Source organism: Arthrobacter sp. 05T442 (assembly GCF_056395945.1).
This window is the reverse complement of the sequence record NZ_JBFTKM010000004.1, coordinates 118,353-138,726: the sequence shown is the minus strand read 5'-3', so window position 1 is coordinate 138,726 and position 20,374 is coordinate 118,353. Positions and strand designations below refer to the sequence as shown.

Below are 20,374 nucleotides of genomic sequence, written 5' to 3'. Positions count from 1 at the left end.
GCACGCCACGCCCGGGTTTTTTGTCAAAGGCGGAGAGAAACCCGCGGAATCATCAGGGTGCTGAGCACTTTCGGGGGGTTTTTCTTGAGTTTCCGGGACAATTCCGGCGGCCATCCATCCCGGGCGCCGATCCTCACTGCCGGCTTCATGATGGAGATCACACCGGCCCGGGGCGGGGCAGGGCGGCCGTGGCAAGATGAGGACATGAGCATCCCGGCAATCGACCTGATGGCAGAACTGCGTTCCGGCCAGTCCACTTCCCCCCGGCTGACCTGGTACGGCCCGGACTCCGAACGGGTCGAACTCTCCGGACGCGTTCTGGACAACTGGGTGGCCAAGACAAGCAACCTTCTGCAGGATGAGCTGGATGCAGAGCCCGGCACGCGGCTGCGGCTGGACCTGCCCGCGCATTGGAAGTCAGTGATTCTCGCCCTGGCCGCCTGGCAGCTCGGAATGGAAGTTGTCTTTGGTGACGCCGAGGCCGAACTCCTGGCCACCGCTGATCCCGGTCCCGCCGCGGCAGAGGGCGGATTCGATGCCGTCGTGGCGGTGGCCCTCCCGGCACTGGCGATGCGGTGGAACGGCGAGCTGCCTTCCGGCGTCCTCGACTATGCCGCCGAGGTCCGCTCCCACGGGGACTTCTTCATGCCCCACGTGGACCCGGAGGCCTCGAGGCGCGCCGTCCTGACGTCCGCGGGGGCGGCGCACACGCACAGCGGACTCCTGGACGGTTTCGCCGCTCCCCACGAGCATGGCCTGCGCCTGCTGGTTCCGGCCGGGGACGGCCTTGAAGCGTCGCTCGCGCAGTCACTGGGCGCCTGGAAGGGCGACGGTTCGGTGGTCCTGGTGCACCCCGACGTCGAGGTCACGCCGAAGCTGCTCGGCGACGAACGCATCCACGGGCACTGATTTTCCGGCGTCCGCCGGCTGCCCGCATCAGGGCCCCGTCCTAACGCCGGGCGCCAGGACGGCGCGCGCCCGGCGCCAGGACGCCCTTGCGTCAGGCGTGCGGGCCGGGCAGCTCGGGATCCTCGACGGCCGGTTCCGGTATCCGGACACCGGCCCGCACGTGCGGGTGCCGATCCATGATCTCGTGGTCGTGGGAGAACTCCGGCTCGTCGTCGAGTTCCTTGTTGAACACCAGGAAGCGGTAGGCGAAGAAGCGCACCACCGTCGCCACGAGGATGCCGGCCACGCCGGCCAGGAACAGCATGTTTTTGTCCGTGATGCCTACGCTGTACTTGGCCAGGGCGGTGAACCCGGTGGAGATGCCGATGCCGATGCCGTTGATCAGGATGAACATCACGAACTCGCGCAGCACGTTGTCCTGGCGGCGGTGGCGGAACGTCCAGAAACGGTTCGCGACCCAGGAGAACACCGTCGCCACGCTGGCCCCGAAGAACCGGGCCTTCGCCTCGCTGTCCGTCATGGGACCGTGCATCAGGTAGAACGTGAGTCCGTTGTCGATGACGAACGCGATGCCGCCGACGGCGCCGAACTTGGCCACTTCGCGCCAAAACAGCGAGGCCAGCCCGCGCATGCGCTCAGTAAGTGTAGTAATCATGACCCTCCGAGGCCTCCTGGAACTGTAGGCCATTGGGCCAAACGCCCATTTTAGCGCCGTTTTCCGTGAGCTGGCCCTGAACCGACGCCGGTTGGCCCGCGCAAGGCCCGATCGGGCCCGCCAAAAGGAGCCCAAAAGCGTCGGACTCCGGCGCCGGAAGCCGCAGAAGCCGGGAAATCGCGAGGTTTTCGGTAGGCTGGGGCTTGTGACTTTTCCTGTAATCGGTGTTGTTGGCGGCGGCCAGCTAGCCCGCATGATGGCCCCCGCCGCCACCGCCCTGGGCTTCGAGCTCCGTGTCCTCGCCGAAGCCGACGACGTCTCCGCCGTCTCGGCCGTCGCCAACGCCCCGGTCGGTGACTACACGGACCTGGACCATCTGATCGAGTTCTCCCGCGGCCTGGACGTGCTGACATTCGACCACGAGCACGTCCCCACTGAGCACCTGCGCTCCCTCCTCGGGGCCGGCGTCAATGTGCACCCAAGTCCGGACGCCCTGGTCAACGCCCAGGACAAGCTGGTGATGCGCGCCGCCGTCGACAGGCTGGAGCTCCCCAATCCCCGCTGGGCCGCTGTGGCCGACGTGGCCGAACTGGTCGCCTTCGGCGAGGATATCGGCTGGCCCGTGGTCCTGAAGATGCCCCGCGGCGGCTATGACGGCAAGGGCGTGCGGATTGTGTCCTCGGCCGACGACGCCGCGGACTGCTCCGGCTGGTTCGACGCCATGTCCCCCCTCCTGGCCGAAGCCAAGGTGGAATTCAGCCGGGAGCTCTCGGCCCTGGTGGCGCGGACGCCGGACGGCGAATCGCGTGCGTGGCCGGTCGTGCACACGATCCAGGTCGAAGGCGTCTGCGACGAAGTCATTGCCCCGGCCCTGGATATCCCCCTTGAGGTGGCCGCCGCAGCAGAAAATGCTGCCATCAGGATCGCCAACGAGCTCGGCGTGACCGGTGTCATGGCTGTCGAACTTTTCGAAACCCCCGGGGTGGGCGCAGGTTTCCTGATCAACGAACTCGCCATGCGCCCGCACAACACCGGGCACTGGACCCAGGACGGCTCCGTGACGAGCCAGTTCGAGCAGCACCTGCGGGCCATCCTGAACCTGCCGCTCGGCGCCACGGACCTCCTCGGCCCCGTGGTCGTCATGAAGAACTTCCTTGGCGGCGACAACCAGGACCTCTTCTCCGCGTACCCCGCAGCCCTCGCGAGCGAACCCGCGGCCAAGGTCCACTGCTACGGCAAGGCCGTGCGGCCGGGCCGAAAGATCGGCCATGTAAACCTCGTCGGGGCGTCCGCCGCCGACGTCGACTCCGTCCGGCAGCGGGCCACCACCGTGGCCGACATCATCCGGAACGGCCGGACCCGGTCCGGCCAAACATCCGGAACTTCCGAGGAGACCGCATGAGCGCCAGCACCGAGCCCCGAGCCGCAGGAACCCAGGACCCCGGGAACGGGCCGGCCGCCCCGATCGTCGGCCTCGTCATGGGCTCCGATTCGGACTGGCCCGTCATGGAAGCTGCCGCGGAAGCCCTGGCCGAGTTCGGCATCCCGTTTGAGGCCGACGTCGTCTCGGCCCACCGGATGCCCGCGGAAATGATCCGCTACGGCAAGACTGCCCACGAGCGCGGCCTCCGCGTCATCATCGCCGGAGCCGGCGGCGCGGCCCACCTGCCGGGCATGCTCGCGTCCGTCACCCCGCTGCCCGTCATCGGTGTCCCCGTACCGCTGAAGACCCTCGACGGCATGGATTCCCTGCTGTCGATCGTGCAGATGCCTGCCGGAGTTCCCGTCGCGGCCGTCTCCATTGCGGGGGCACGCAATGCCGGCCTCCTGGCGGTGCGCATGCTGGCCTCCGGTACCGACGGGCTCGCGGTCCAGCTCCGGGCAGATCTGCTGGATTTCGCGCAAGAGCTCAACGATGTCGCCACCCGAAAGGGCGCAACCCTGCGGCACAAGGTGAGCGAAATGTTCGCCGACGGAAACGTCATCACACGGGGCAGCCGTTAAGGATCACCACATGACCAACAGTTATGCCCCTTCCCGCCGGCCGGCACGGCCGGACGAACCGCAGCCGGATGGAAGGTCCCGACAGGCGATGACGGACCCGGTGCGGTACCCCTCGGGTGCCGCTGCGCCGGTCCTGACCAAGCGGGCGTTCGTCCTGATCCTGATGACGCTCCTCATTCCCGGCAGTGCCCAGATCGTCGCGGGACGCCGTCGGCTGGGCAGAACCGCGCTCCGGGTCACCTTCACGGTCTGGGCCCTGGTCATTCTGGCAATCGTTCTCCTCCTGACGGCCCGTTCAACGCTGATCAACCTCCTTGCGAGCCCGGCCGCGTCGCTTCTGCTGGTTATCGGACTCGCCGCCCTGGCTATCGGCTGGGCCGCCCTCTTCATCAACACCCTGCGCCTGATCCGGCCGGCACTCCTCACCCCCAGGATCCGGCCCGCCGTCGGCATCGCCCTGGTGCTGTCGATGCTGCTCAGCAGCGGCTCGCTGGGGTACGCCGCGTACCTGCTGAACGTCGGACGCGACGCCATCGGCAGCATCTTCTCCTCCAACGGACCCGCGATCGAACCCGCCGACGGCCGGTACAACTTCCTGTTGATGGGCGGCGACGCCGGGGCAGACCGGACGGGACGCCGGCCGGACAGCCTCTCAGTCATCAGCGTCGATGCCAAGACCGGAAAATCGGACATCATTTCTGTCCCCCGCAACCTGCAGAACGCCCAGTTCAGCGAAGACTCCCCGATGCGCAAAATCTACCCGGAGGGCTACAACTGCGGCGACGAGTGCCTCATCAACGCCGTCAACACCGAGGTCACCGAGAAACACCAGGACCTCTACCCCGGCGTCGAGGACCCTGGCGCGCAGGCCACGCTGGAAGCCGTGTCCGGAACCCTTGGCATCAAGGTCCAGGCCTACGTGCTCGTGGACATGGACGGTTTCTCGAAACTCATCGACGCGATGGGTGGCATCCGGATCAAGGCCGGCGGCTGGGTTCCCCTCAGCGGCGACATGGTTGATGAGGCCCGCGGCATCCACGGGATGCCCACCGGGTGGATCCCGGCGGGCGACCAGAAGCTCGACGGCTACCACGCCCTCTGGTATGGGCGTTCCCGCGAGTTTGTGGACGATTATGCCCGCATCCAGCGGCAGCAGTGCGTCGAGCAGGCCATGCTGAAGCAGCTGGATCCCGCCACCCTGTTGTCCAAGTTCGAGGACATCGCCAAGGCCGGCACCAAGGTAGTGGATTCGAATATCTCTGCAAGCCAGCTCGGCAGCTTCGTGGACCTGGCTATGAAGGCGAAGGGCCAGAACGTGAGCCGGCTGACCATCGGACCGCCGGACTTCGACGCAGCCTTCTCCACCACACCGGACTTCAACGTCATCCACGACCGGGTCCACCAGCTCCTGGCAGGGACCCCGTCCGCCGCCGGTGCGGTTGATGACTCGGTCCGCCAGCCCGCAGCCGCGGCGGCCGGGCCGCTGTCCGCGGCGGGAACGGCGCCGGGCACGCAGCCCGCACCGTCCCCGGCGCCGTCGGACTTCACACCGGTGACCACGACGCCCGAGGGCGAGCCGATCACCGAGGAAATGCTGAACCAGTTCAAACGCGAAGGCGACGAACAGTCGATCCGCAACCTCGTCGCCACCAACGGCCAGTGTGCACCGCTCTAAGGGCCGCCCACGCGTGACCGGACATAATTGACCAGATAGGGACCAGGCTATGTACGAACTCGAGAACGTCCTCCGGCCATATGCCTGGGGGTCCACGACCGCCATCGCCGAGCTGCTGGGCCGTCCTGCCTCCGGTGGCCCGGAGGCAGAACTGTGGATCGGGGCCCACCCCGACTCCCCTTCCGTGGTGGCGGCGCCGTCCGCGGCCCCCGGTCCGGGGCGGCACACGCCGGAAACGGCCGACGGCGGACGGCTGGCCCTGGATACGTTGATCGCCGGGGATCCCGAGCACCACCTGGGCGGCGGAAGCGTGGCCGAGTTCGGGCCCCGCCTCCCATTCCTGCTCAAGGTCCTGGCCGCGGACAGTCCCCTGTCCCTGCAGGTCCACCCGACCCTCGCCCAGGCGCGGGAAGGCTTCGCCCGTGAGGAGGCCGCCGGCGTCGACCGCTCGGCCGCCGGACGCAACTACAAGGACGACAACCACAAGCCGGAAATGATCCTCGCGCTGACGCCCTTCGAGGCGCTGTGCGGCTTCCGGCCGGCCGCGGAGTCACGCGCGGTCCTCCAGCACCTGGCCGCCTGCATTCAGCAGGCCGGCGCGGAGGTGCCCCCGGTGATCCCCCAGCTCCTGGCGGACCTCGCCCAGCCCGACGAGCCGACGGCCCTCAAGTCAGCCTTCCAGCGCCTGATCACCGGCGGGGAGGAAGTTTCCGAGGCGACGGGAGTCGCCGCCGAGGCCCTGGCCTCCGGCGCGCCGCACGCGCCCTACGAGGCCGAACTGACCACCGTGATCACGCTCAATGGGCAGTATCCCGGTGATCCGGGCGTGCTGATCTCGCTGTTGCTGAACCGGATCTCGCTGGCCCCGGGGGAAGCCGTCTACCTGCCCGCGGGCAACGTGCACGCCTATTTGCGCGGTCTCGGGATCGAGGTCATGGCGTCCTCCGACAACGTACTCCGCGGCGGGCTGACGCCGAAGTTCGTCGACGTGCCGGAACTGCTCAAGACCGTCGCCTTTGAGGCTGTCGGGGTGCCGATGCTGAGCGCCGAGACGTCGGAGCTGGGCCAGGAACTCTTCCGGCCCCCGTTCCTGGAATTCCAGTTGCAGCGCATCCAACTGGCACCCGGTGCCGCCCCGGTCCCGCTGGCGCAGTCCGGCGCCGCCGTCATCATCGTGGTGTCCGGATCCGTCCTCCTCGACTCCCCCAAGGGCGACCTGCACCTGGCCCGCGGGGCGAGCGCATTCCTGCCGGCCGCCGAGGCCCCGGTCAACGTGCACCCCGTCTCCGGTGCGACGGACACCGCCCTCGCCTTCGCCGTCACCACCGCACTGAAAGCCTGACACCGTGGACTTCTTCCTGCAGGGCCCGCACTGGGCCGAATTCCAACGAGCCCTGGGCCGCACCGTCCACCAACAGTCCGGTCCCGGCTGGAGCTTCCTTGCTGTCGAGGAGACCAACCCGGCCGGGAAGCTGCTGTACGCGCCCTACGGCCCCGTGGCCGAGTCGTTGGTGGCGTTCGACGCCGCGCTGGCGGCTCTGACGGCGCTAGCACAATCCTCCGGGGCCGTGTTTGTCCGGATTGAGCCGGTCAGCGCAGGCTTCCGGCCCTCCGAGGCCGATGCCGTGCTCCGCAGCCGCGGCCTGCTGCCTGCCCCGGCCAACCAGCAGCCCGAGCTCAGCTGGATCGTGGACGTGGACCGGGACTTCAAGGACGTCTTGGCGGACATGAAGCCGGTCAACCGCAACCTGTACCGGAACATCCACAAAAAGGGCGTGACCTTCCGTTCAACACAGGACCCGGCCGAGGTGTCCGTGCTCCTGGACTTTCTGCACATGACCGCCGCCCGCAACGGCTTCAAGCCCCAGAGCGACGAGTACCTGAGCCAGGTGGCCCGCTCGCTGATGCCGTCCGGCGCCGCGACCCTCTTCATCGCCGAGCTCGAGGGGGCGCCGATCGCCGCGGCCCTCGCCTACGATTCCGCGGATACCCGGACGTACGCCCACGCCGCCCTGGATGACACCCACCGCAAACTGAGCGCGGGCATCCCGCTGCTGGTCACCCTGATCGCCGACGCGAAGGCGAAGGGCCTGCAGCACGTGGACCTGTGGGGAGTGGCCCCGGCCGACCAGCCGGATCACAAGTGGGCCGGCTTCACCGCGTTCAAAAAGTCCTTCGGCGGCCGCGAAGTTGCCTATCCCGGAACGTGGGACCTGCCCGTCCGGAAACTGCGCTACGGCGCGTACCAGCTCGCCCGCACTGGCGCGCAAGGTGCGAGGACGCTTCTCAAAGCGCTGCGGACCCGGCTCGGGCGCTAGGTCCTGCGGCGGCCGCCCTGCCCACCAGTGGACATGCCCCACGCCCGGCCCGGCCACTGGACATGCCCCACGCTCGGGCTGGCCACTGGACATAGGCCCCTATGTCCAGCCCAGGGCGCGAACACTGGACATGTCCCCCGTGAACCCCAGACATGCCCCACGTCCGGCCCGGCCACTGGACATGTTCCGTGAAGGAGCAGCGGCAGGCGTGAACATTGGACATGTCCCTTGGAGAAAGTCAGCTCCGGCACTGAACACTGGACATGTCCCCCGTGAACCCCCGACATGCCCCACGCTCGGGCTGGCCACTGGGCATGTTCCATGAAGGAGCAGCGGCAGGCGTGAACATTGGACATGTCCCTTGGAGGAAGTCAGCTCCGGCACTGAACACTGAGCATGTCCACCCGTGAAGCGCCGCTACCGTCCCGCGGCGGCAGCCCGCTTCTGAGCCTCGTAGGCGCTGGCCACCATGTCCTCGACGGAGTGCCGCATCTTCCAGTCCAGGTCCCGGGCGGCCAGAGTGCCGTCGGCCACGATCCGGTCCGGATCGCCCGGCCTGCGGGGGCCGATCTCGGGCTCGAAGTCGATACCCGTGACTTTGGCCATCGCCGTCATGATCTGGCGTACCGAGAGCCCGTCGCCGGAACCAAGGTTGTACACGCGCTCCAGAGGCCGGCCGGCGGCGAGGGCCTGGGCCGCGGAGACGTGCGAGACCGCGAGATCGGACACATGCACGTAGTCGCGCACGCAGGTGCCGTCCTCGGTGTTGTAGTCGGTGCCGTAGATGCGAGGGGTTTGCCCGGAGGTCAGGGCCCGGAGCACGATCGGGAAGAGGTTGTGGGGGCTCGTGTCGTACAACTCGGATGAGCCGGAGCCGACGACGTTGAAGTAGCGCAGCGAGGTGTGCTTGAGTCCCCGGGCCCGGCCCTGGTCCCGGATCAGCCATTCGCCGATCAGCTTGCTCTCGCCGTAGGGCGATTCCGGCAGCGTGGGCGTGGCCTCAGTGACGAGGGCGCCGCTCGGGGTGCCGTAGGTGGCGGCGGAGGACGAGAAGACGAGTTTGTCGACCTCGGCCAGCTCCATCGCTTTGAGCAGCTGCGCGGTGCCCGTGACGTTTTGTTCATAGGTCAGGAGCGGCTCCTGCACCGAGACGCCGGCGTATTTGAACCCGGCGAGGTGGATCACGCCGGTCACGGCGTGGTCCTGCAGGGTGCGGGCCACGAGTTCCGCGTCGAGGATGCTGCCGTGTATGAAGGGCACATCATCCGGGACGAATTCGCGGTGCCCGCTGGACAAGGAATCGATCACCACCGGCTGGATCCGGGCCCCGCGCAAAGCGGACACCACATGCGAACCGATATATCCTGCACCGCCGGTTACGAGCCACGTCATGGCTCCACCCTAGCGGACTCCGGGCGGCGGTACCCGGACCCAGACAGCGAATCCCGGGGCGGCTGTGGCGGCCCCGGGATTCGTGATGTTCGTGTTGCTGCTGAACTACGGTGCTAGCTCTTGCGGGCGTAGCCCTCCCACTTGCTGGCTTGGTGCTCGCCGTCGACGAACCGGATGGTACCGGACTTGGACCGCATCACGATGGACTGCGTGAGGACCTTGTCCTTGGAGTAGCGGACCCCCTTGAGGAGGTCGCCGTCGGTGATGCCGGTGGCGGCGAAGTAGCAGTTGTCGCTCGAGACGAGGTCGTTGGTCGACAGGACCCGGTCGAGATCATGGCCGGCGTCGATGGCCTTCTGCTTCTCGTCGTCGCTCGTGGGCCAGAGCCGGCCCTGGATGACGCCGCCGAGGGACTTGATGGCGCAGGCCGCAACGATGCCTTCCGGGGTTCCGCCGATGCCCATGAGGGCGTCGACGCCGGTGCCGGCACGGGCAGCGGCGATGGCCCCCGCTACGTCGCCGTCCATGATGAACTTCGTGCGGGCCCCGGCTTCGCGGATTTCCTCCACGAGCGGGCGGTGGCGGTCGCGGTCCAGAATCATGACGTTGAGCTGGTTGACCTTGACGCCCTTGGCCTTGGCGATCAGGTGCAGGTTCTGCTTGACGGGCAGGCGCAGGTCAACCATGTCGGCCGCTTCCGGGCCGGTGACGAGCTTTTCCATGTAGAACACGGCGGAGGGGTCGAACATGGAGCCGCGCTCGGCCACTGCCAGGACGGCCAGGGCGTTGTTGATGCCCAGGGCGGTCAGACGGGTTCCGTCGATAGGGTCGACGGCGACGTCGCACTCCGGGCCGGTGCCGTCGCCGACACGCTCGCCGTTGAAGAGCATCGGCGCTTCGTCTTTCTCGCCCTCACCGATGACAACGACACCGTTGAAGTGCACTGTCTGGAGGAAGGAGCGCATGGCGTCGACGGCGGCGCCGTCGGCCTTGTTCTTGTCACCGAAACCGACCCAGTGGCCACCGGCGATGGCCGCGGCTTCGGTGACGCGGACCAGTTCCAGTGCGAGGTTGCGGTCAGGCTCGTCGATCCCGACGGCGAGCGAGGGGGAAAGCGTGGAGTACTTCTGGGACATAGGCGCTGGTGTCACGTGAACCTCTTCTTCGAGTGGCGATCATAGAACCCGTACGGCCAGTTTCGATCCGTCGCGGTGATTCGTCTGCTACTGATCATAGTCGCGGCGGCATCCGCAGGTCATTGGATGACCAAGCCATGAAACACAACAGCCGAGGCACGCGCCCGCCCGGCGGGCGGGCGGTCGGCCCGAATGGGAGATCGGCCCGGTCATGGGCGACTATAGAGGGGTGAGTGAATTGCAGGACACGTCCCCCGGAACCCAGCCTTCTCCGGCCGCCGCGGACCCCAAAACAGACCCGGCCGCGGCCGGCCAGACGCCCGTCCGGCCCGTCATCCCGGCGGCCGCGGCGAAAAGGGCGAACGCCTCGGTGATGGGCATGATCATCGCCCTGGTCGTGAGCATCGCGGCTTTCCTGCCGATCGTCCTCATGAATCCGTCGCCGAAGACCGACGGCTACCGGCCGGACATCAACGTCAGCGCTGTCGCGCAGAACGCCGCGGATGTGGCGGGATTCACACCCGTGGCCCCGGAGCCGGGCGGCAACTTCCGCCCCAACTATGCCCGGTGGAACTCGGGCGCCGGGAGCGGCGTGGCCGCGTGGGAGGTCGGCTTCGTCACCCCCAGGGAGTCCTTCATCGGGCTGGTGCAGACACGGCAGGCCAACCCGACGTGGTTGCTGGAGCAGACCAAAAACGCCCGGGTGACGGGAACCCGGAACGCTGGTGGACTGGACTGGGAACTTCGCGACACCGGCAAGGGCGAGAAGTCCATGGTGCTCGTCCATGCCGGCACCACGGTCGTCCTGACCGGGACGGCGCAGCTCGATGAATTCTCCGCGCTGGCAACTGCCGTCGTGAAGTCACTCAACAGCCCGTCATCCGCCGCCCGGCCCGACACACCGGTTTCACCAACAGGCACCCCTTCGCCGTAAGCTATTGGCCGTGGCCACTTACCTGACTCCCGCCCTGGCTTGGCGCCGCCTCCGTGAAGGCAATGAACGATTCGTCGCCGGCAAAGCCTCCCACCCCAACCAGGATGCATCCCGCCGGTCCTCCCTCGTGGAGAACCAGCACCCGTTCGCCGTGATCTTCGGCTGCTCCGACTCCCGGCTCGCGGCCGAAATTATCTTCGACCTCGGCCTCGGGGACGCGTTCGTGGTTCGCACGGCCGGCCAGGTGATCGATGATGCCGTGCTCGGCTCACTGGAGTACAGCGTCAGCATCCTCGGCGTCCCGCTAATCGTCGTGCTCGGGCACGACAGCTGCGGCGCGGTGACGGCTACCAAGAGCGCCGTGGAAACCGGCCAGATGCCCGTCGGCTTCATGCGCAGCCTCGTCGAGCGCATCACCCCCGCCGTGCTCACCTCGCTGCGCAACAACCAGCCCGAGATCAACGACATGGTGGTCGAGAACGTCAAACAGACCTCGCAGCGCCTGGTGGACAGTTCCCGTGTGATTTCAGACGCAGTCGAAGGCGGCCGGGCGGCCGTGATCGGGCTTGCGTACAGCCTCGTGGACGGCAGGGCCGACCTCGTATCCGGAATCGGCGAACTCGAGGGACTCCCCGGCGGGCAGTAGCACGCCGTTCACGGTTTTCGGTGGGACGCCCGCGCCCAATAAGCTAGCCCCATGACTTCCACAGATGAGTTGAACACCGAAGAGTTCCGCATTGAACACGACACGATGGGCGAAGTCCGCGTCCCCGTGAACGCCTTGTACCGTGCACAGACGCAGCGCGCAGTGGAGAACTTCCCCATCTCCGGCAAGACCCTGGAGCGCACCCACATCGAAGCCCTCGCCCGGGTCAAGAAGGCGGCCGCGCAGGCCAACGCAGAACTGGGAGTGCTCGACGGCGAGCTGGCCCAGGCGATTGCGGACGCCGCGGATGAGGTGGCGGCCGGCAAGTACGACGGCGACTTCCCGATCGACGTCTTCCAGACCGGCTCCGGTACGTCCTCGAACATGAACACCAACGAGGTCATCGCCGAACTCGCCACCCGCGCCCTCAAGGCCGGCGGAAGCGACAAGGTGGTCCACCCGAACGACCACGTCAACGCCTCCCAGTCCTCCAATGACGTCTTCCCGACCTCCGTCCACGTCGCTGCCACCTCCGCCCTCATCAACGACCTCATTCCGGCCCTCGGCTACCTCGCCGACTCGCTGGACCGCAAGGCCGTCGAGTTCAAGGACGTCGTGAAGTCCGGCCGCACCCACCTCATGGACGCCACCCCCGTCACCCTTGGCCAGGAATTCGGCGGCTACGCCGCCCAGGTCCGCTACGGCGTCGAGCGCATCAACGCTTCCCTTCCCCGTGTCGCCGAGGTCCCCCTCGGCGGCACCGCCGTCGGCACCGGCATCAACACCCCGGCCGGCTTCCCGGAGCGCGTGATCGAACTGCTCGCCGCCGACACCGGCCTGCCGCTGACCGAAGCCCGCGACCACTTCGAGGCCCAGGCCAACCGCGACGGCCTGATCGAGGCCTCCAGCCAGCTGCGCAACATTGCGATCTCGTTCATGAAGATCAACAACGACCTCCGCTGGATGGGCTCCGGCCCCAACACCGGCCTCGGCGAAATCGCAATCCCCGACCTGCAGCCCGGCTCCTCGATCATGCCCGGCAAAGTCAACCCGGTCATCTGCGAAGCCTCCATCATGGTCTGCGCCCAGGTCATCGGCAACGACACCGCCATTGCCTGGTCGGGCACCAACGGCGCCTTCGAGCTGAACGTCGGCATTCCCGTTATGGCCGCCAACCTGCTCGAGTCCGTGCGTCTGCTGGCCAACACCAGCCGCGTCATGGCGGACAAGATGATCGACGGCATCACCGCCAACGTGGAGCGTGCGCGCTTCCTCGCCGAGGCCTCGCCGTCCATCGTCACGCCGTTGAACAAGTTCATCGGTTACGAGAACGCCGCCAAGATCGCCAAGAAGGCCGTGGCCGAGGGCCTGACCATCCGCGAAACCGTGGTGGCCATGGGCTTCCTCGAGCGCGGCGAACTGACCGAAGATCAGCTGGACACCGCCCTGGACGTCATGTCCATGACACGTCCGCCGCACAAGGCCTAGTCCGGGATCCGGTTCCCTGCGGCCGGCGCCTTTCCTCCGAAAGGCGCCGGCCGCCGTCGTGTCCGGCCCAGGAACCGGGGCTCTACCCCGGCCGCTGGACACGAGCAGGCTACGGCGGGCAGCGACAATATCGACCGCACCGACCGGCCAAGCTCTTTGCACTAATTCGGATTTAGTGTAAAAATACACTATATGAGCAACAGTGCAATCTCTGAGGTCGGCCTCCGCGAGCGCAAACGGGCCGCGACACGGGCCGCGATCACCGCCGTCGCGCGTTCCCTGACTGCCGAGCGCGGCCTCAACGGCTACACCGTGGAGGAAGTCTGCGAACGGACAGGGATCTCCCGCCGGACCTTTTTCAACTACTTCCCGACAAAGGAAGACGCGATCATCGGGCACGTCGACGATGACTTCCCGGCCGAGGTGGTGAGCCGCTTCATCGAAGGCGGCGCCGGCTCTGCCCCCGGGACCGTCTCACCGACCCTGCTGGAGGACCTTGTGCAGCTCTCCCTCGACCTATCCGAACACATGAACGCCACCGAGGAAGAGACCCGCCAGCTGATCGGCGTCATCCAGAAGGAACCCCAGCTGATGCTGCGGATTATCGGCGCCTCGGAACAACGTGAAGCCGACTTCGCCCGGCTGCTCTCGGCCCGGGAAGGGGTGGCCCCGGAGCATCCGGTCGTCCGCATGGCCGTCCTCCTCCTGGGCGCGATCGCCCGGAAAACGAGCGCCGTCTACTTCTCCGAGGGCAACACCCGCCCGTACAAGGACATGCTGCTCGAGAACGTCGCAGCGGCCCGCACCCTGTTCTGCCAGCCCTTTGGCATCTCCCTGCCGCTCTCCCCCGAAGGACCCCAATGAGTTCCGCCGTCAGCACCAAACCAGCAGCCGAACCGCTGCTGCTGACCCAGAAGCGTATCTGGATCATTTTCTCCGCCCTCATCGCGGGCATGCTGCTCTCCAGCCTGGACCAGACCATCGTGTCCACGGCCATGCCCACCATCGTCGGCAAGCTCGGCGGCGTGGAACACCAGGCGTGGATCACCACCGCCTACCTGCTGGCCACCACCATCGTCATGCCGATCTACGGCAAGTTCGGCGACATCCTGGGCCGGCGGAACCTGTTCCTGGTCGCCATCGGGCTGTTCACGCTCGCCTCCGTGGGCTGCGCCTTCGCCAGCGACTTCTGGGGCTTCGTCATTTTCCGCGCCATCCAGGGCCTGGGCGGCGGCGGGCTGATGATCCTCTCGCAGGCCATCATCGCGGACATCGTGCCGGCCAAGGAGCGCGGCAAGTACATGGGGCCGCTGGGCGCGATCTTCGGCCTCTCCGCCGTCGCCGGCCCCCTGCTGGGTGGCTTCTTCGTGGACCACCTGACCTGGGAATGGGCCTTTTACATCAACATCCCGGTCGGCATCGCAGCGTTCACCATCGCCTGGTTCACGCTGACCCTGCCCAACAAGAAGGCCGAGAAACGGATTGACCTCCCCGGCGTGCTGCTGCTCTCCGCTGCCACCACCTGCCTGATCTTCTTCACCGACTTCGGCGGTAAGAAGGACGAGGGCTGGGATTCGCCGCTGACCTGGACCTTCGGCGCCGGCATGGTGCTGGCGGCCATCGCTTTCGTGCTCGTGGAGCGCAAGGCCGAGGACCCCATCATTCCGCTGAGCCTGTTCAAGAACCGGATCTTCGTGAACTCCACGGCGATCGGCTTCACCCTTGGCCTTGGCATGTTCGCGGCGATCGCCTTCGTCCCGACCTTCCTGCAGATGTCCTCCGGCACCTCCGCCGCGGAATCCGGACTGCTCATGCTGCCCATGATGGTGGGCCTGATGGGCATGGCCATCTTCTCCGGTATCCGCATTTCCAAGACCGGCAAGTACAAGATGTTCCCGGTCCTCGGCGCCGCCCTGACCATTGCCGCGATGCTGTGGCTGACCACCCTGACCGCAGCGACTCCCATCTGGGTCATCTGTGTGCAGCTGTTCGTCTTCGGTGCCGGCCTGGGCTCGATCATGCAGGTCATCGTGCTGGTGGTGCAGAACTCCGTGCCGGCAGAACAGATCGGCACCGCGACCAGCACCAACAACTACTTCCGCGAAGTGGGCGCCTCGCTTGGCGTCGCAGTGTTCGGCTCCATCTTCACCACCCGTCTCTCCGAGTCCCTGACCACGGCGTTCACCGGCGCGGGCGCTTCCGCCGCGCAGGCCTCGCAGTCCACCCGCACCCTGGACCCGCAGGCCCTGAGCCAGCTTCCGGCACAGCTCAAGGACGCGATCGTCAATGCCTACGCCGATTCACTGGCGCCTGTGTTCTGGTACCTGCTGCCCTTCCTCGGGATCGCGTTGGTCCTCGCGCTGACCCTGAAGCAGATCCCGCTCTCGGACACCGCCGGCATGGTGGCCCGCGGCGAGGCCGTGGGCGGCGAGGAAGCTGAGCTCCTCGAGGCCGAACGGCACGCCGCGCGCGCCACCGCCGTCAGGAACGACGGCGACGGGCTCACGCGCGCTCGCAGCTGAGCCTCGCCTGCCCGGCTGGACCAGCCCGGATGAATCAACCCGGGTGAATCGAAGGACCGCCGCAAACCTTGGGGGTTGCGGCGTTCCTTCGCCGGTGGCGCACGTCAGCGCCGGTACCGGACGGCGGCGGCCGGATCAGCTGCGAGCCGGACGGCTTCCCGGTGACCGGGCATCAGCTCCGGGAAGTCCGCCGGCCGGAACCAGCCCACCGCCCGGGATTCGTCGTCGTTGATCCTGGCTTCGCCGGACACATAGCGGCAACAGAAGACGAGGGTCAGGAAGTGGCAGACGTCCCCGTTCGGGTAGATCGTAGGGCCCACGGCGTCAACGGACACGAGACGTTCGGTGACGGCTACGACGCCCGTCTCCTCGAGGATCTCCCGGAGCAGACCCGGTGCCGGATCCTCACCGGGTTCCAGGATCCCGGTGATCAGGCCCCAGCGCCCGTTGTCCGCCCGTTGACCGAGCAGCACCCGTCCGGCGTCATCGAACACCACTCCCCGGACACCGGGAAGCCAGAGAGTCTCGTGACCTATTTTTTCGCGCAGCCTGAGGATGAAGTCCGGGGTAGCCATCCCGACAGCCTAGACGGGGCCTTCCGCCTGGCGCGATCGGCGGCATCGTCCGGCCGGTGGTCAGAGCGCGGGCATCAGCATGGCGGCGGCGGCACCGGCCAGCATGAAGGGCCCGAAGGGAATGGCCGATTTCAGGGTGCCGCGGCGCAGGGTAAGCAGGGCGACGCTCCACAGCCCGCCGAGCACAAACGCCGCGAAGGTGCCCGCGAATACATGCGGCCAGCCGAGGAAGCCCAGGTACATCCCCAGGACCCCGGCCAGTTTCACGTCGCCAAAACCCATCCCCGGCGGGTACACGGCACGCAGCAGGAAGTAGAACAGCCACAGCACCGCTCCCCCGGCCAGCACGCGGAGCCCGGGCACCCCGAACATTCCGGCGCCGGCGTCGGAGGTCTGCGCGCCCGCGAACATCTGGCTGGCGGCGGCCCCCAGCAGGAGGAGCCCAGCGACGGCGTACGACGGGAAGACGATCCGGTCCGGCAGGAGGTGGTGCCGGACGTCGATGACCGCGAGCCGGACGGCCATGACCGCAAAATACACGCAGGCGGCCATCACGAGCCAGAAGGCCGGCATGTTGGCTGCGCCGAGTTCGCCGAGTCGTTCGATCACTCTCGGATGCTACGCGATATTCCTCCCGCCGGGACGGACCCCCGCGTAAACTGTGGATATGGCCGCATGGGACAGCAGGAACCGGCGCGAGCCCCGCGCGCCCGGCGGCCCGGCGGAGCAGGCTGCTGCGTTCCGGAACCTATGCCGCTCCTCGCCCTGGAAGTGGCAGTCGCTGCGGTTCGAATACCTGGACCGGCCACCGGCGAGTTCGGCGGAATCCGGGGCGCCGGACCTCGTCAGGGCGTGGCTGCGGCGCCCCGGCGCGATGCGGCTTGAAACCGCCGATGGGCTGGTCCTCCACAGCACCACCGGGATCAACGATTCCCGGGACGGCTTCTACGTCCGTTCCACACGGAAGTCCTGGCTCCTGCCCCCGCACCTGCTCACGCCGGTCTACGACGACGGCGGCCTGGTCCGGCGCCGGCCGGAGGCCGCCTACGGTGAACCCTCCTTCGGCAACGCCCGCTTCGCCGCCGCCCTGGACCCCGTCGAGCTGGCAGGAAGCAGCCCCGTACCGCTCGAATTCCCGAACTCCAACGCCGTCGAGCTAGGTCCCATCACCGAGGTGGACCACGAGGGCCGGCCAGCCCTGGAAACCACCGTCAGTCCCAACGCAAGTTACCGGCCCGCCGATCCCGGAGCGCCCCTGTGCCGGCCCGGGCGCACGCTGCTGAGGATCGACGCCGGCACCGGGGTCTGCGTCTCGAGCCGCTGGCTGGACGCGCCGGGAGCCAGCGACGGGCCAGCCAGCTACGGCCACTGGCTGCGGATCCTGGCCGTGGACGAGTACATGCTCGATGACCTCTTCCTTGCCGAATCAATGAACCTCACCGATGTGCGCCGGCACATCAGCTGGGACGTTCCGCGGGGCGTGTGACTGGCGGTCCGGGGCGCCCGCGGCTAGGCTTCCGAAATGACTGCGCCCGTCCCTTTTTGGCCGCCCTTCGGCCTCACGCTGACCACGCCCCGCCTCACCCTCCGGCCGATCCGTGACGAGGAGATTCCGTCCGCCGTGCAGGCGGCCCTGAGCGGCATCCACGAGCCCGGGCGCAGCCCCTTCAGCAACCCGTGGACCGAGGCCCCCGCCGATGAGCTCGGCGCAAACATGGCGCAGTGGTACTGGCGGTGCCGGGCGAACATGTCGCCGCAGGAATGGACCCTGCTGCTGGCGATCTGGCACGAGGGCGAATTCATCGGCTGCCAGGACATCGAGGGCAAGGACTTCGCGACCCTCAAGACGGTCAGCACAGGATCCTGGCTCCGCAAGAGCGCCCAAGGCCAAGGCTTCGGCAAGGAGATGCGGGCCGCCGTCGCCCTGTATGCCTTTGGCTGGCTCGGCGCCGAGGTTGCCGAATCCGAGGCCGCGGCCTGGAACCAGCAGTCCCTCGGCGTTTCCCGCGCCCTCGGTTACGAGCTGAACGGCGTGACCCGGGCCGCCTGGGGCGGCGAACTCCAGGAAGTCCAGAAGGTCCGTCTCACCACGCGATCCTTCAAGCGCCCCGACTGGAACCTGCAGGTGGAAGGCCACGAAGCCACCGCAAAGTTCCTGGGCATTCAAAAGTAACCCGAGGCGTGGCCGCGGCGTCCCGCCGTCGCTTAGACACCTCCCGTCGCTGCGCTGCGGTCGCTGGGCGACCTTCGCTTCGCTTTGGTCGGCGATGCGCTCCTTTGCGGGACACCGCAGCCCCGCGACGATGAGAGGCTCACCAGCCGGGACGCGGACTATCGTAAGGTGGGACGCTCGCCAGCCGGGACGCGGACTTTCGCAACGTGAAGGACAAACCTGCCGGGACGCGGTCTTTCGTAAAGGAGCGCATCGCGTCGCATCGGACCCCGGAGGTCGCCCAGCGACCGCAGCGGGTCCCATGCGTCGCAAGCAGCGTCCCGCGGGCCCCGAGGCGAGCTTGCGAGCCTTGGGAAGGGACCTCTGCGCTAAGCGACGGCGAAAGGCCGTGGCCCGGCGAACGCAACCACGGCAAACCCAACAACGGCGAAGGGCCGCGGCCCGGCGAACCCAGCCACGGCCCTTCGCGGAATGAGCCTAGATCTCCGCGCCCTCCAGCAGTTCCGTCACCAGTGCCGCGATCGGCGAGCGCTCGGACCGCGTCAGGGTGATGTGGCCGAAGAGCGGGTGGCCCTTGAGCGTCTCGACAACGGCGGCGACGCCGTCGTGCCGTCCGACCCGCAGGTTGTCGCGCTGGGCGACGTCGTGGGTCAGGACGATCTTGGAGTTCTGACCGATCCGGCTCATCACGGTGAGCAGGACGTTCTTCTCGAGGGACTGTGCCTCGTCCACGATCACGAACGCATCATGCAGCGACCGTCCCCGGATGTGGGTCAGCGGCATGACTTCAAGCATGCCGCGGTCCATCACTTCCTCGACGACTTCCTGGCTGACGAGCGCACCCAGGGTGTCGAACACCGCCTGGGCCCACGGGTTCATCTTCTCCGCCTCGGATCCGGGCAGGTAGCCCAGTTCCTGCCCGCCCACCGCATAGAGCGGGCGGAAGACGATCACCTTGCGGTGCTCGCGGCGCTCCAGGACGGCCTCAAGACCGGCGCACAGGGCCAGGGCGGACTTGCCGGTACCGGCGCGTCCGCCGAGGGACACGATGCCCACCGACGGGTCCATGAGGAGGTCGATCGCAAGTCGCTGCTCCGCCGAACGGCCGTGGAGGCCGAAGACGTCGCGGTCGCCCCTGACGAGGCGGACCTGCTTGTCCGCGCCCACCCGCCCGAGTGCCGAACCGCGGCTGGACAGCAGCACCAGCCCGGTGTTGGTCGGCATCTCCGCAGCCGCGGGGATGAAGACCGGCTCGTGGCCGTAGAGGGTCGCCACCTCGTCCTCGCCGGCATCGATCTCGGCCATGCCGGTCCAGCCCGAATCCTTCACGAGTTCGTTGCGGTACTCGTCGGCCAACAGCCCCATGGCCGAGGCCTTGACGCGCATCGGCAGGTCCTTGGACACCACCGTCACGTCGCGGCCCTCGTTGGCCAGGTTCTTGGCGACCGCGAGGATGCGGCTGTCGTTGTCCGCCCCGCGGAAGCCCGCAGGCAGCACCTCGGCGGAAATGTGGTTCAGCTCCACCGTGAGCGTGCCGCCGTCGCGGCCCAGCGGGATGGGACGGTCCAGGCCGCCGTGCTCAAGACGCAGGTCATCGAGCAGCCGCAGGGCCCTGCGCGCGAAGTAACCCAGCTCCGGGTCGTGGCGCTTTCCTTCGAGCTCGGTGATGACGACAATCGGCAGGATGACCTCGTGCTCGGCGAAGCGCAGGATGGCCCGCGGATCGGAGAGCAGCACGGAGGTATCGATCACGAAGCTGCGGGCCGCGCCCCGGTTCCCTGTTCCTTCCCCGGAAACAGCAAGACCGGCCACAGCATCTGTTCGTGCTGCACCGGTCTTTGAGGTGGCTCGCTTGGCGCGAGAGGTAGCTTTCTGTCCCTGGTCGGAAATGACGTCGGGCAGTTGCTCAGAAATAGCCACATCGACTCCAGCCCCGGGGCAGTGCCC

19 protein-coding genes are annotated in these 20,374 nt (G+C 67.6%); 13 read left to right on the top strand and 6 right to left on the bottom strand.

All coding sequences use genetic code 11. The features are described from left to right. Window positions 1-204: 204 nt before the first annotated feature. Window positions 205-909, top strand: coding sequence for a TIGR03089 family protein (locus AC1DES_RS06685; protein WP_476894903.1), 705 nt, complete (start codon window positions 205-207; stop codon window positions 907-909). Between the two features lie 91 nt (window positions 910-1,000). On the opposite strand, the gene AC1DES_RS06680 is transcribed toward AC1DES_RS06685, so the two are convergent. Then, window positions 1,001-1,564 carry a GtrA family protein gene (locus AC1DES_RS06680; RefSeq protein WP_476894902.1) on the bottom strand — a complete coding sequence of 188 codons (564 nt, stop codon included), beginning with the start codon at window positions 1,562-1,564 and terminating at the stop codon, window positions 1,001-1,003. A gap of 205 nt (window positions 1,565-1,769) precedes the next feature. Between AC1DES_RS06680 and AC1DES_RS06675 the strand changes: the two genes are divergently transcribed. The 5 genes from AC1DES_RS06675 to AC1DES_RS06655 all read left to right on the top strand — a co-directional run bounded on the left by AC1DES_RS06675 (window position 1,770) and on the right by AC1DES_RS06655 (window position 7,561). Next, a complete protein-coding gene (locus AC1DES_RS06675) occupies window positions 1,770-2,966 on the top strand; it encodes a 5-(carboxyamino)imidazole ribonucleotide synthase (RefSeq protein WP_476894901.1) in 1,197 nt (398 codons plus the stop codon). After that, entirely contained in the window at window positions 2,963-3,568 is a 606-nt protein-coding gene (gene purE, locus AC1DES_RS06670; protein WP_476894900.1) for a 5-(carboxyamino)imidazole ribonucleotide mutase, read from the top strand. The genes AC1DES_RS06675 and purE overlap by 4 nt, the downstream gene beginning before the upstream one ends. A gap of 88 nt (window positions 3,569-3,656) precedes the next feature. Beyond that, the gene (locus tag AC1DES_RS06665) at window positions 3,657-5,243 is read left to right on the top strand and encodes an LCP family protein (RefSeq protein ID WP_476894999.1); all 1,587 of its coding nucleotides are present in this window, start codon (window positions 3,657-3,659) and stop codon (window positions 5,241-5,243) included. Window positions 5,244-5,292: 49 nt separating this feature from the next. Beyond that, window positions 5,293-6,585, top strand: a complete 1,293-nt coding sequence (manA, locus tag AC1DES_RS06660; RefSeq protein ID WP_476894899.1) for a mannose-6-phosphate isomerase, class I — start codon at window positions 5,293-5,295, stop codon at window positions 6,583-6,585. Between the two features lie 4 nt (window positions 6,586-6,589). After that, a complete protein-coding gene (locus AC1DES_RS06655) occupies window positions 6,590-7,561 on the top strand; it encodes a lipid II:glycine glycyltransferase FemX (protein WP_476894898.1) in 972 nt (323 codons plus the stop codon). Between the two features lie 417 nt (window positions 7,562-7,978). On the opposite strand, the gene galE is transcribed toward AC1DES_RS06655, so the two are convergent. Together galE and glpX are read right to left on the bottom strand one after the other, a co-directional pair. Continuing rightward, window positions 7,979-8,953, bottom strand: a complete 975-nt coding sequence (gene galE, locus AC1DES_RS06650) for a UDP-glucose 4-epimerase GalE (protein ID WP_476894897.1) — start codon at window positions 8,951-8,953, stop codon at window positions 7,979-7,981. 113 nt (window positions 8,954-9,066) lie between these two features. Next, the gene (gene glpX / locus AC1DES_RS06645) at window positions 9,067-10,089 is read right to left on the bottom strand and encodes a class II fructose-bisphosphatase (protein ID WP_476894998.1); all 1,023 of its coding nucleotides are present in this window, start codon (window positions 10,087-10,089) and stop codon (window positions 9,067-9,069) included. 211 nt (window positions 10,090-10,300) lie between these two features. Between glpX and AC1DES_RS06640 the strand changes: the two genes are divergently transcribed. The 5 genes from AC1DES_RS06640 (at window position 10,301) to AC1DES_RS06620 (ending at window position 15,679) form a co-directional block, all read left to right on the top strand. Then, window positions 10,301-11,023: a DUF4245 domain-containing protein gene (locus AC1DES_RS06640; RefSeq protein ID WP_476894896.1), complete on the top strand. Its 723-nt coding sequence runs from the start codon at window positions 10,301-10,303 to the stop codon at window positions 11,021-11,023. Between the two features lie 10 nt (window positions 11,024-11,033). Further along, window positions 11,034-11,669: a carbonic anhydrase gene (locus AC1DES_RS06635; RefSeq protein WP_476894895.1), complete on the top strand. Its 636-nt coding sequence runs from the start codon at window positions 11,034-11,036 to the stop codon at window positions 11,667-11,669. A 51-nt stretch (window positions 11,670-11,720) separates the two neighbouring features. Continuing rightward, complete coding sequence (locus AC1DES_RS06630; RefSeq protein WP_476894894.1) at window positions 11,721-13,157, top strand: class II fumarate hydratase; 1,437 nt, start codon at window positions 11,721-11,723, stop codon at window positions 13,155-13,157. Between the two features lie 192 nt (window positions 13,158-13,349). Next, window positions 13,350-14,021 carry a TetR/AcrR family transcriptional regulator gene (locus AC1DES_RS06625; RefSeq protein WP_476894893.1) on the top strand — a complete coding sequence of 224 codons (672 nt, stop codon included), beginning with the start codon at window positions 13,350-13,352 and terminating at the stop codon, window positions 14,019-14,021. Next, on the top strand, window positions 14,018-15,679 hold the full coding sequence (locus AC1DES_RS06620; RefSeq protein WP_476894892.1) for an MDR family MFS transporter: 1,662 nt from the start codon (window positions 14,018-14,020) through the stop codon (window positions 15,677-15,679). The genes AC1DES_RS06625 and AC1DES_RS06620 overlap by 4 nt, the downstream gene beginning before the upstream one ends. A gap of 104 nt (window positions 15,680-15,783) precedes the next feature. Here AC1DES_RS06620 and AC1DES_RS06615 read toward each other — a convergent pair whose 3' ends face one another. Further along, window positions 15,784-16,254: an NUDIX hydrolase gene (locus AC1DES_RS06615; RefSeq protein WP_476894891.1), complete on the bottom strand. Its 471-nt coding sequence runs from the start codon at window positions 16,252-16,254 to the stop codon at window positions 15,784-15,786. 60 nt (window positions 16,255-16,314) lie between these two features. Then, window positions 16,315-16,863, bottom strand: coding sequence for a prepilin peptidase (locus tag AC1DES_RS06610; RefSeq protein ID WP_476894890.1), 549 nt, complete (start codon window positions 16,861-16,863; stop codon window positions 16,315-16,317). Between the two features lie 58 nt (window positions 16,864-16,921). Between AC1DES_RS06610 and AC1DES_RS06605 the strand changes: the two genes are divergently transcribed. Both AC1DES_RS06605 and AC1DES_RS06600 read left to right on the top strand, forming a co-directional pair. Then, window positions 16,922-17,740, top strand: a complete 819-nt coding sequence (locus tag AC1DES_RS06605) for a hypothetical protein (protein ID WP_476894889.1) — start codon at window positions 16,922-16,924, stop codon at window positions 17,738-17,740. Window positions 17,741-17,776: 36 nt separating this feature from the next. Beyond that, a complete protein-coding gene (locus AC1DES_RS06600; RefSeq protein ID WP_476894888.1) occupies window positions 17,777-18,427 on the top strand; it encodes a GNAT family N-acetyltransferase in 651 nt (216 codons plus the stop codon). Between the two features lie 477 nt (window positions 18,428-18,904). Here AC1DES_RS06600 and AC1DES_RS06595 read toward each other — a convergent pair whose 3' ends face one another. Further along, window positions 18,905-20,347: a PhoH family protein gene (locus AC1DES_RS06595; protein ID WP_476894887.1), complete on the bottom strand. Its 1,443-nt coding sequence runs from the start codon at window positions 20,345-20,347 to the stop codon at window positions 18,905-18,907. Window positions 20,348-20,374: the final 27 nt, after the last annotated feature.

Coding starts and splice junctions, on each gene's coding strand:
- galE (WP_476894897.1), bottom strand. CDS start 8,953: ATGACGTGGCTCGTAACCGGCGGTGCAGGATATATCGGTTCGCATGTG.
- glpX (WP_476894998.1), bottom strand. CDS start 10,089: ATGTCCCAGAAGTACTCCACGCTTTCCCCCTCGCTCGCCGTCGGGATC.
- AC1DES_RS06625 (WP_476894893.1), top strand. CDS start 13,350: ATGAGCAACAGTGCAATCTCTGAGGTCGGCCTCCGCGAGCGCAAACGG.
- AC1DES_RS06615 (WP_476894891.1), bottom strand. CDS start 16,254: ATGGCTACCCCGGACTTCATCCTCAGGCTGCGCGAAAAAATAGGTCAC.
- AC1DES_RS06665 (WP_476894999.1), top strand. CDS start 3,657: ATGACGGACCCGGTGCGGTACCCCTCGGGTGCCGCTGCGCCGGTCCTG.
- AC1DES_RS06640 (WP_476894896.1), top strand. CDS start 10,301: ATGGGCGACTATAGAGGGGTGAGTGAATTGCAGGACACGTCCCCCGGA.
- manA (WP_476894899.1), top strand. CDS start 5,293: ATGTACGAACTCGAGAACGTCCTCCGGCCATATGCCTGGGGGTCCACG.
- purE (WP_476894900.1), top strand. CDS start 2,963: ATGAGCGCCAGCACCGAGCCCCGAGCCGCAGGAACCCAGGACCCCGGG.
- AC1DES_RS06680 (WP_476894902.1), bottom strand. CDS start 1,564: ATGATTACTACACTTACTGAGCGCATGCGCGGGCTGGCCTCGCTGTTT.
- AC1DES_RS06600 (WP_476894888.1), top strand. CDS start 17,777: ATGACTGCGCCCGTCCCTTTTTGGCCGCCCTTCGGCCTCACGCTGACC.
- AC1DES_RS06620 (WP_476894892.1), top strand. CDS start 14,018: ATGAGTTCCGCCGTCAGCACCAAACCAGCAGCCGAACCGCTGCTGCTG.
- AC1DES_RS06685 (WP_476894903.1), top strand. CDS start 205: ATGAGCATCCCGGCAATCGACCTGATGGCAGAACTGCGTTCCGGCCAG.
- AC1DES_RS06630 (WP_476894894.1), top strand. CDS start 11,721: ATGACTTCCACAGATGAGTTGAACACCGAAGAGTTCCGCATTGAACAC.
- AC1DES_RS06605 (WP_476894889.1), top strand. CDS start 16,922: ATGGCCGCATGGGACAGCAGGAACCGGCGCGAGCCCCGCGCGCCCGGC.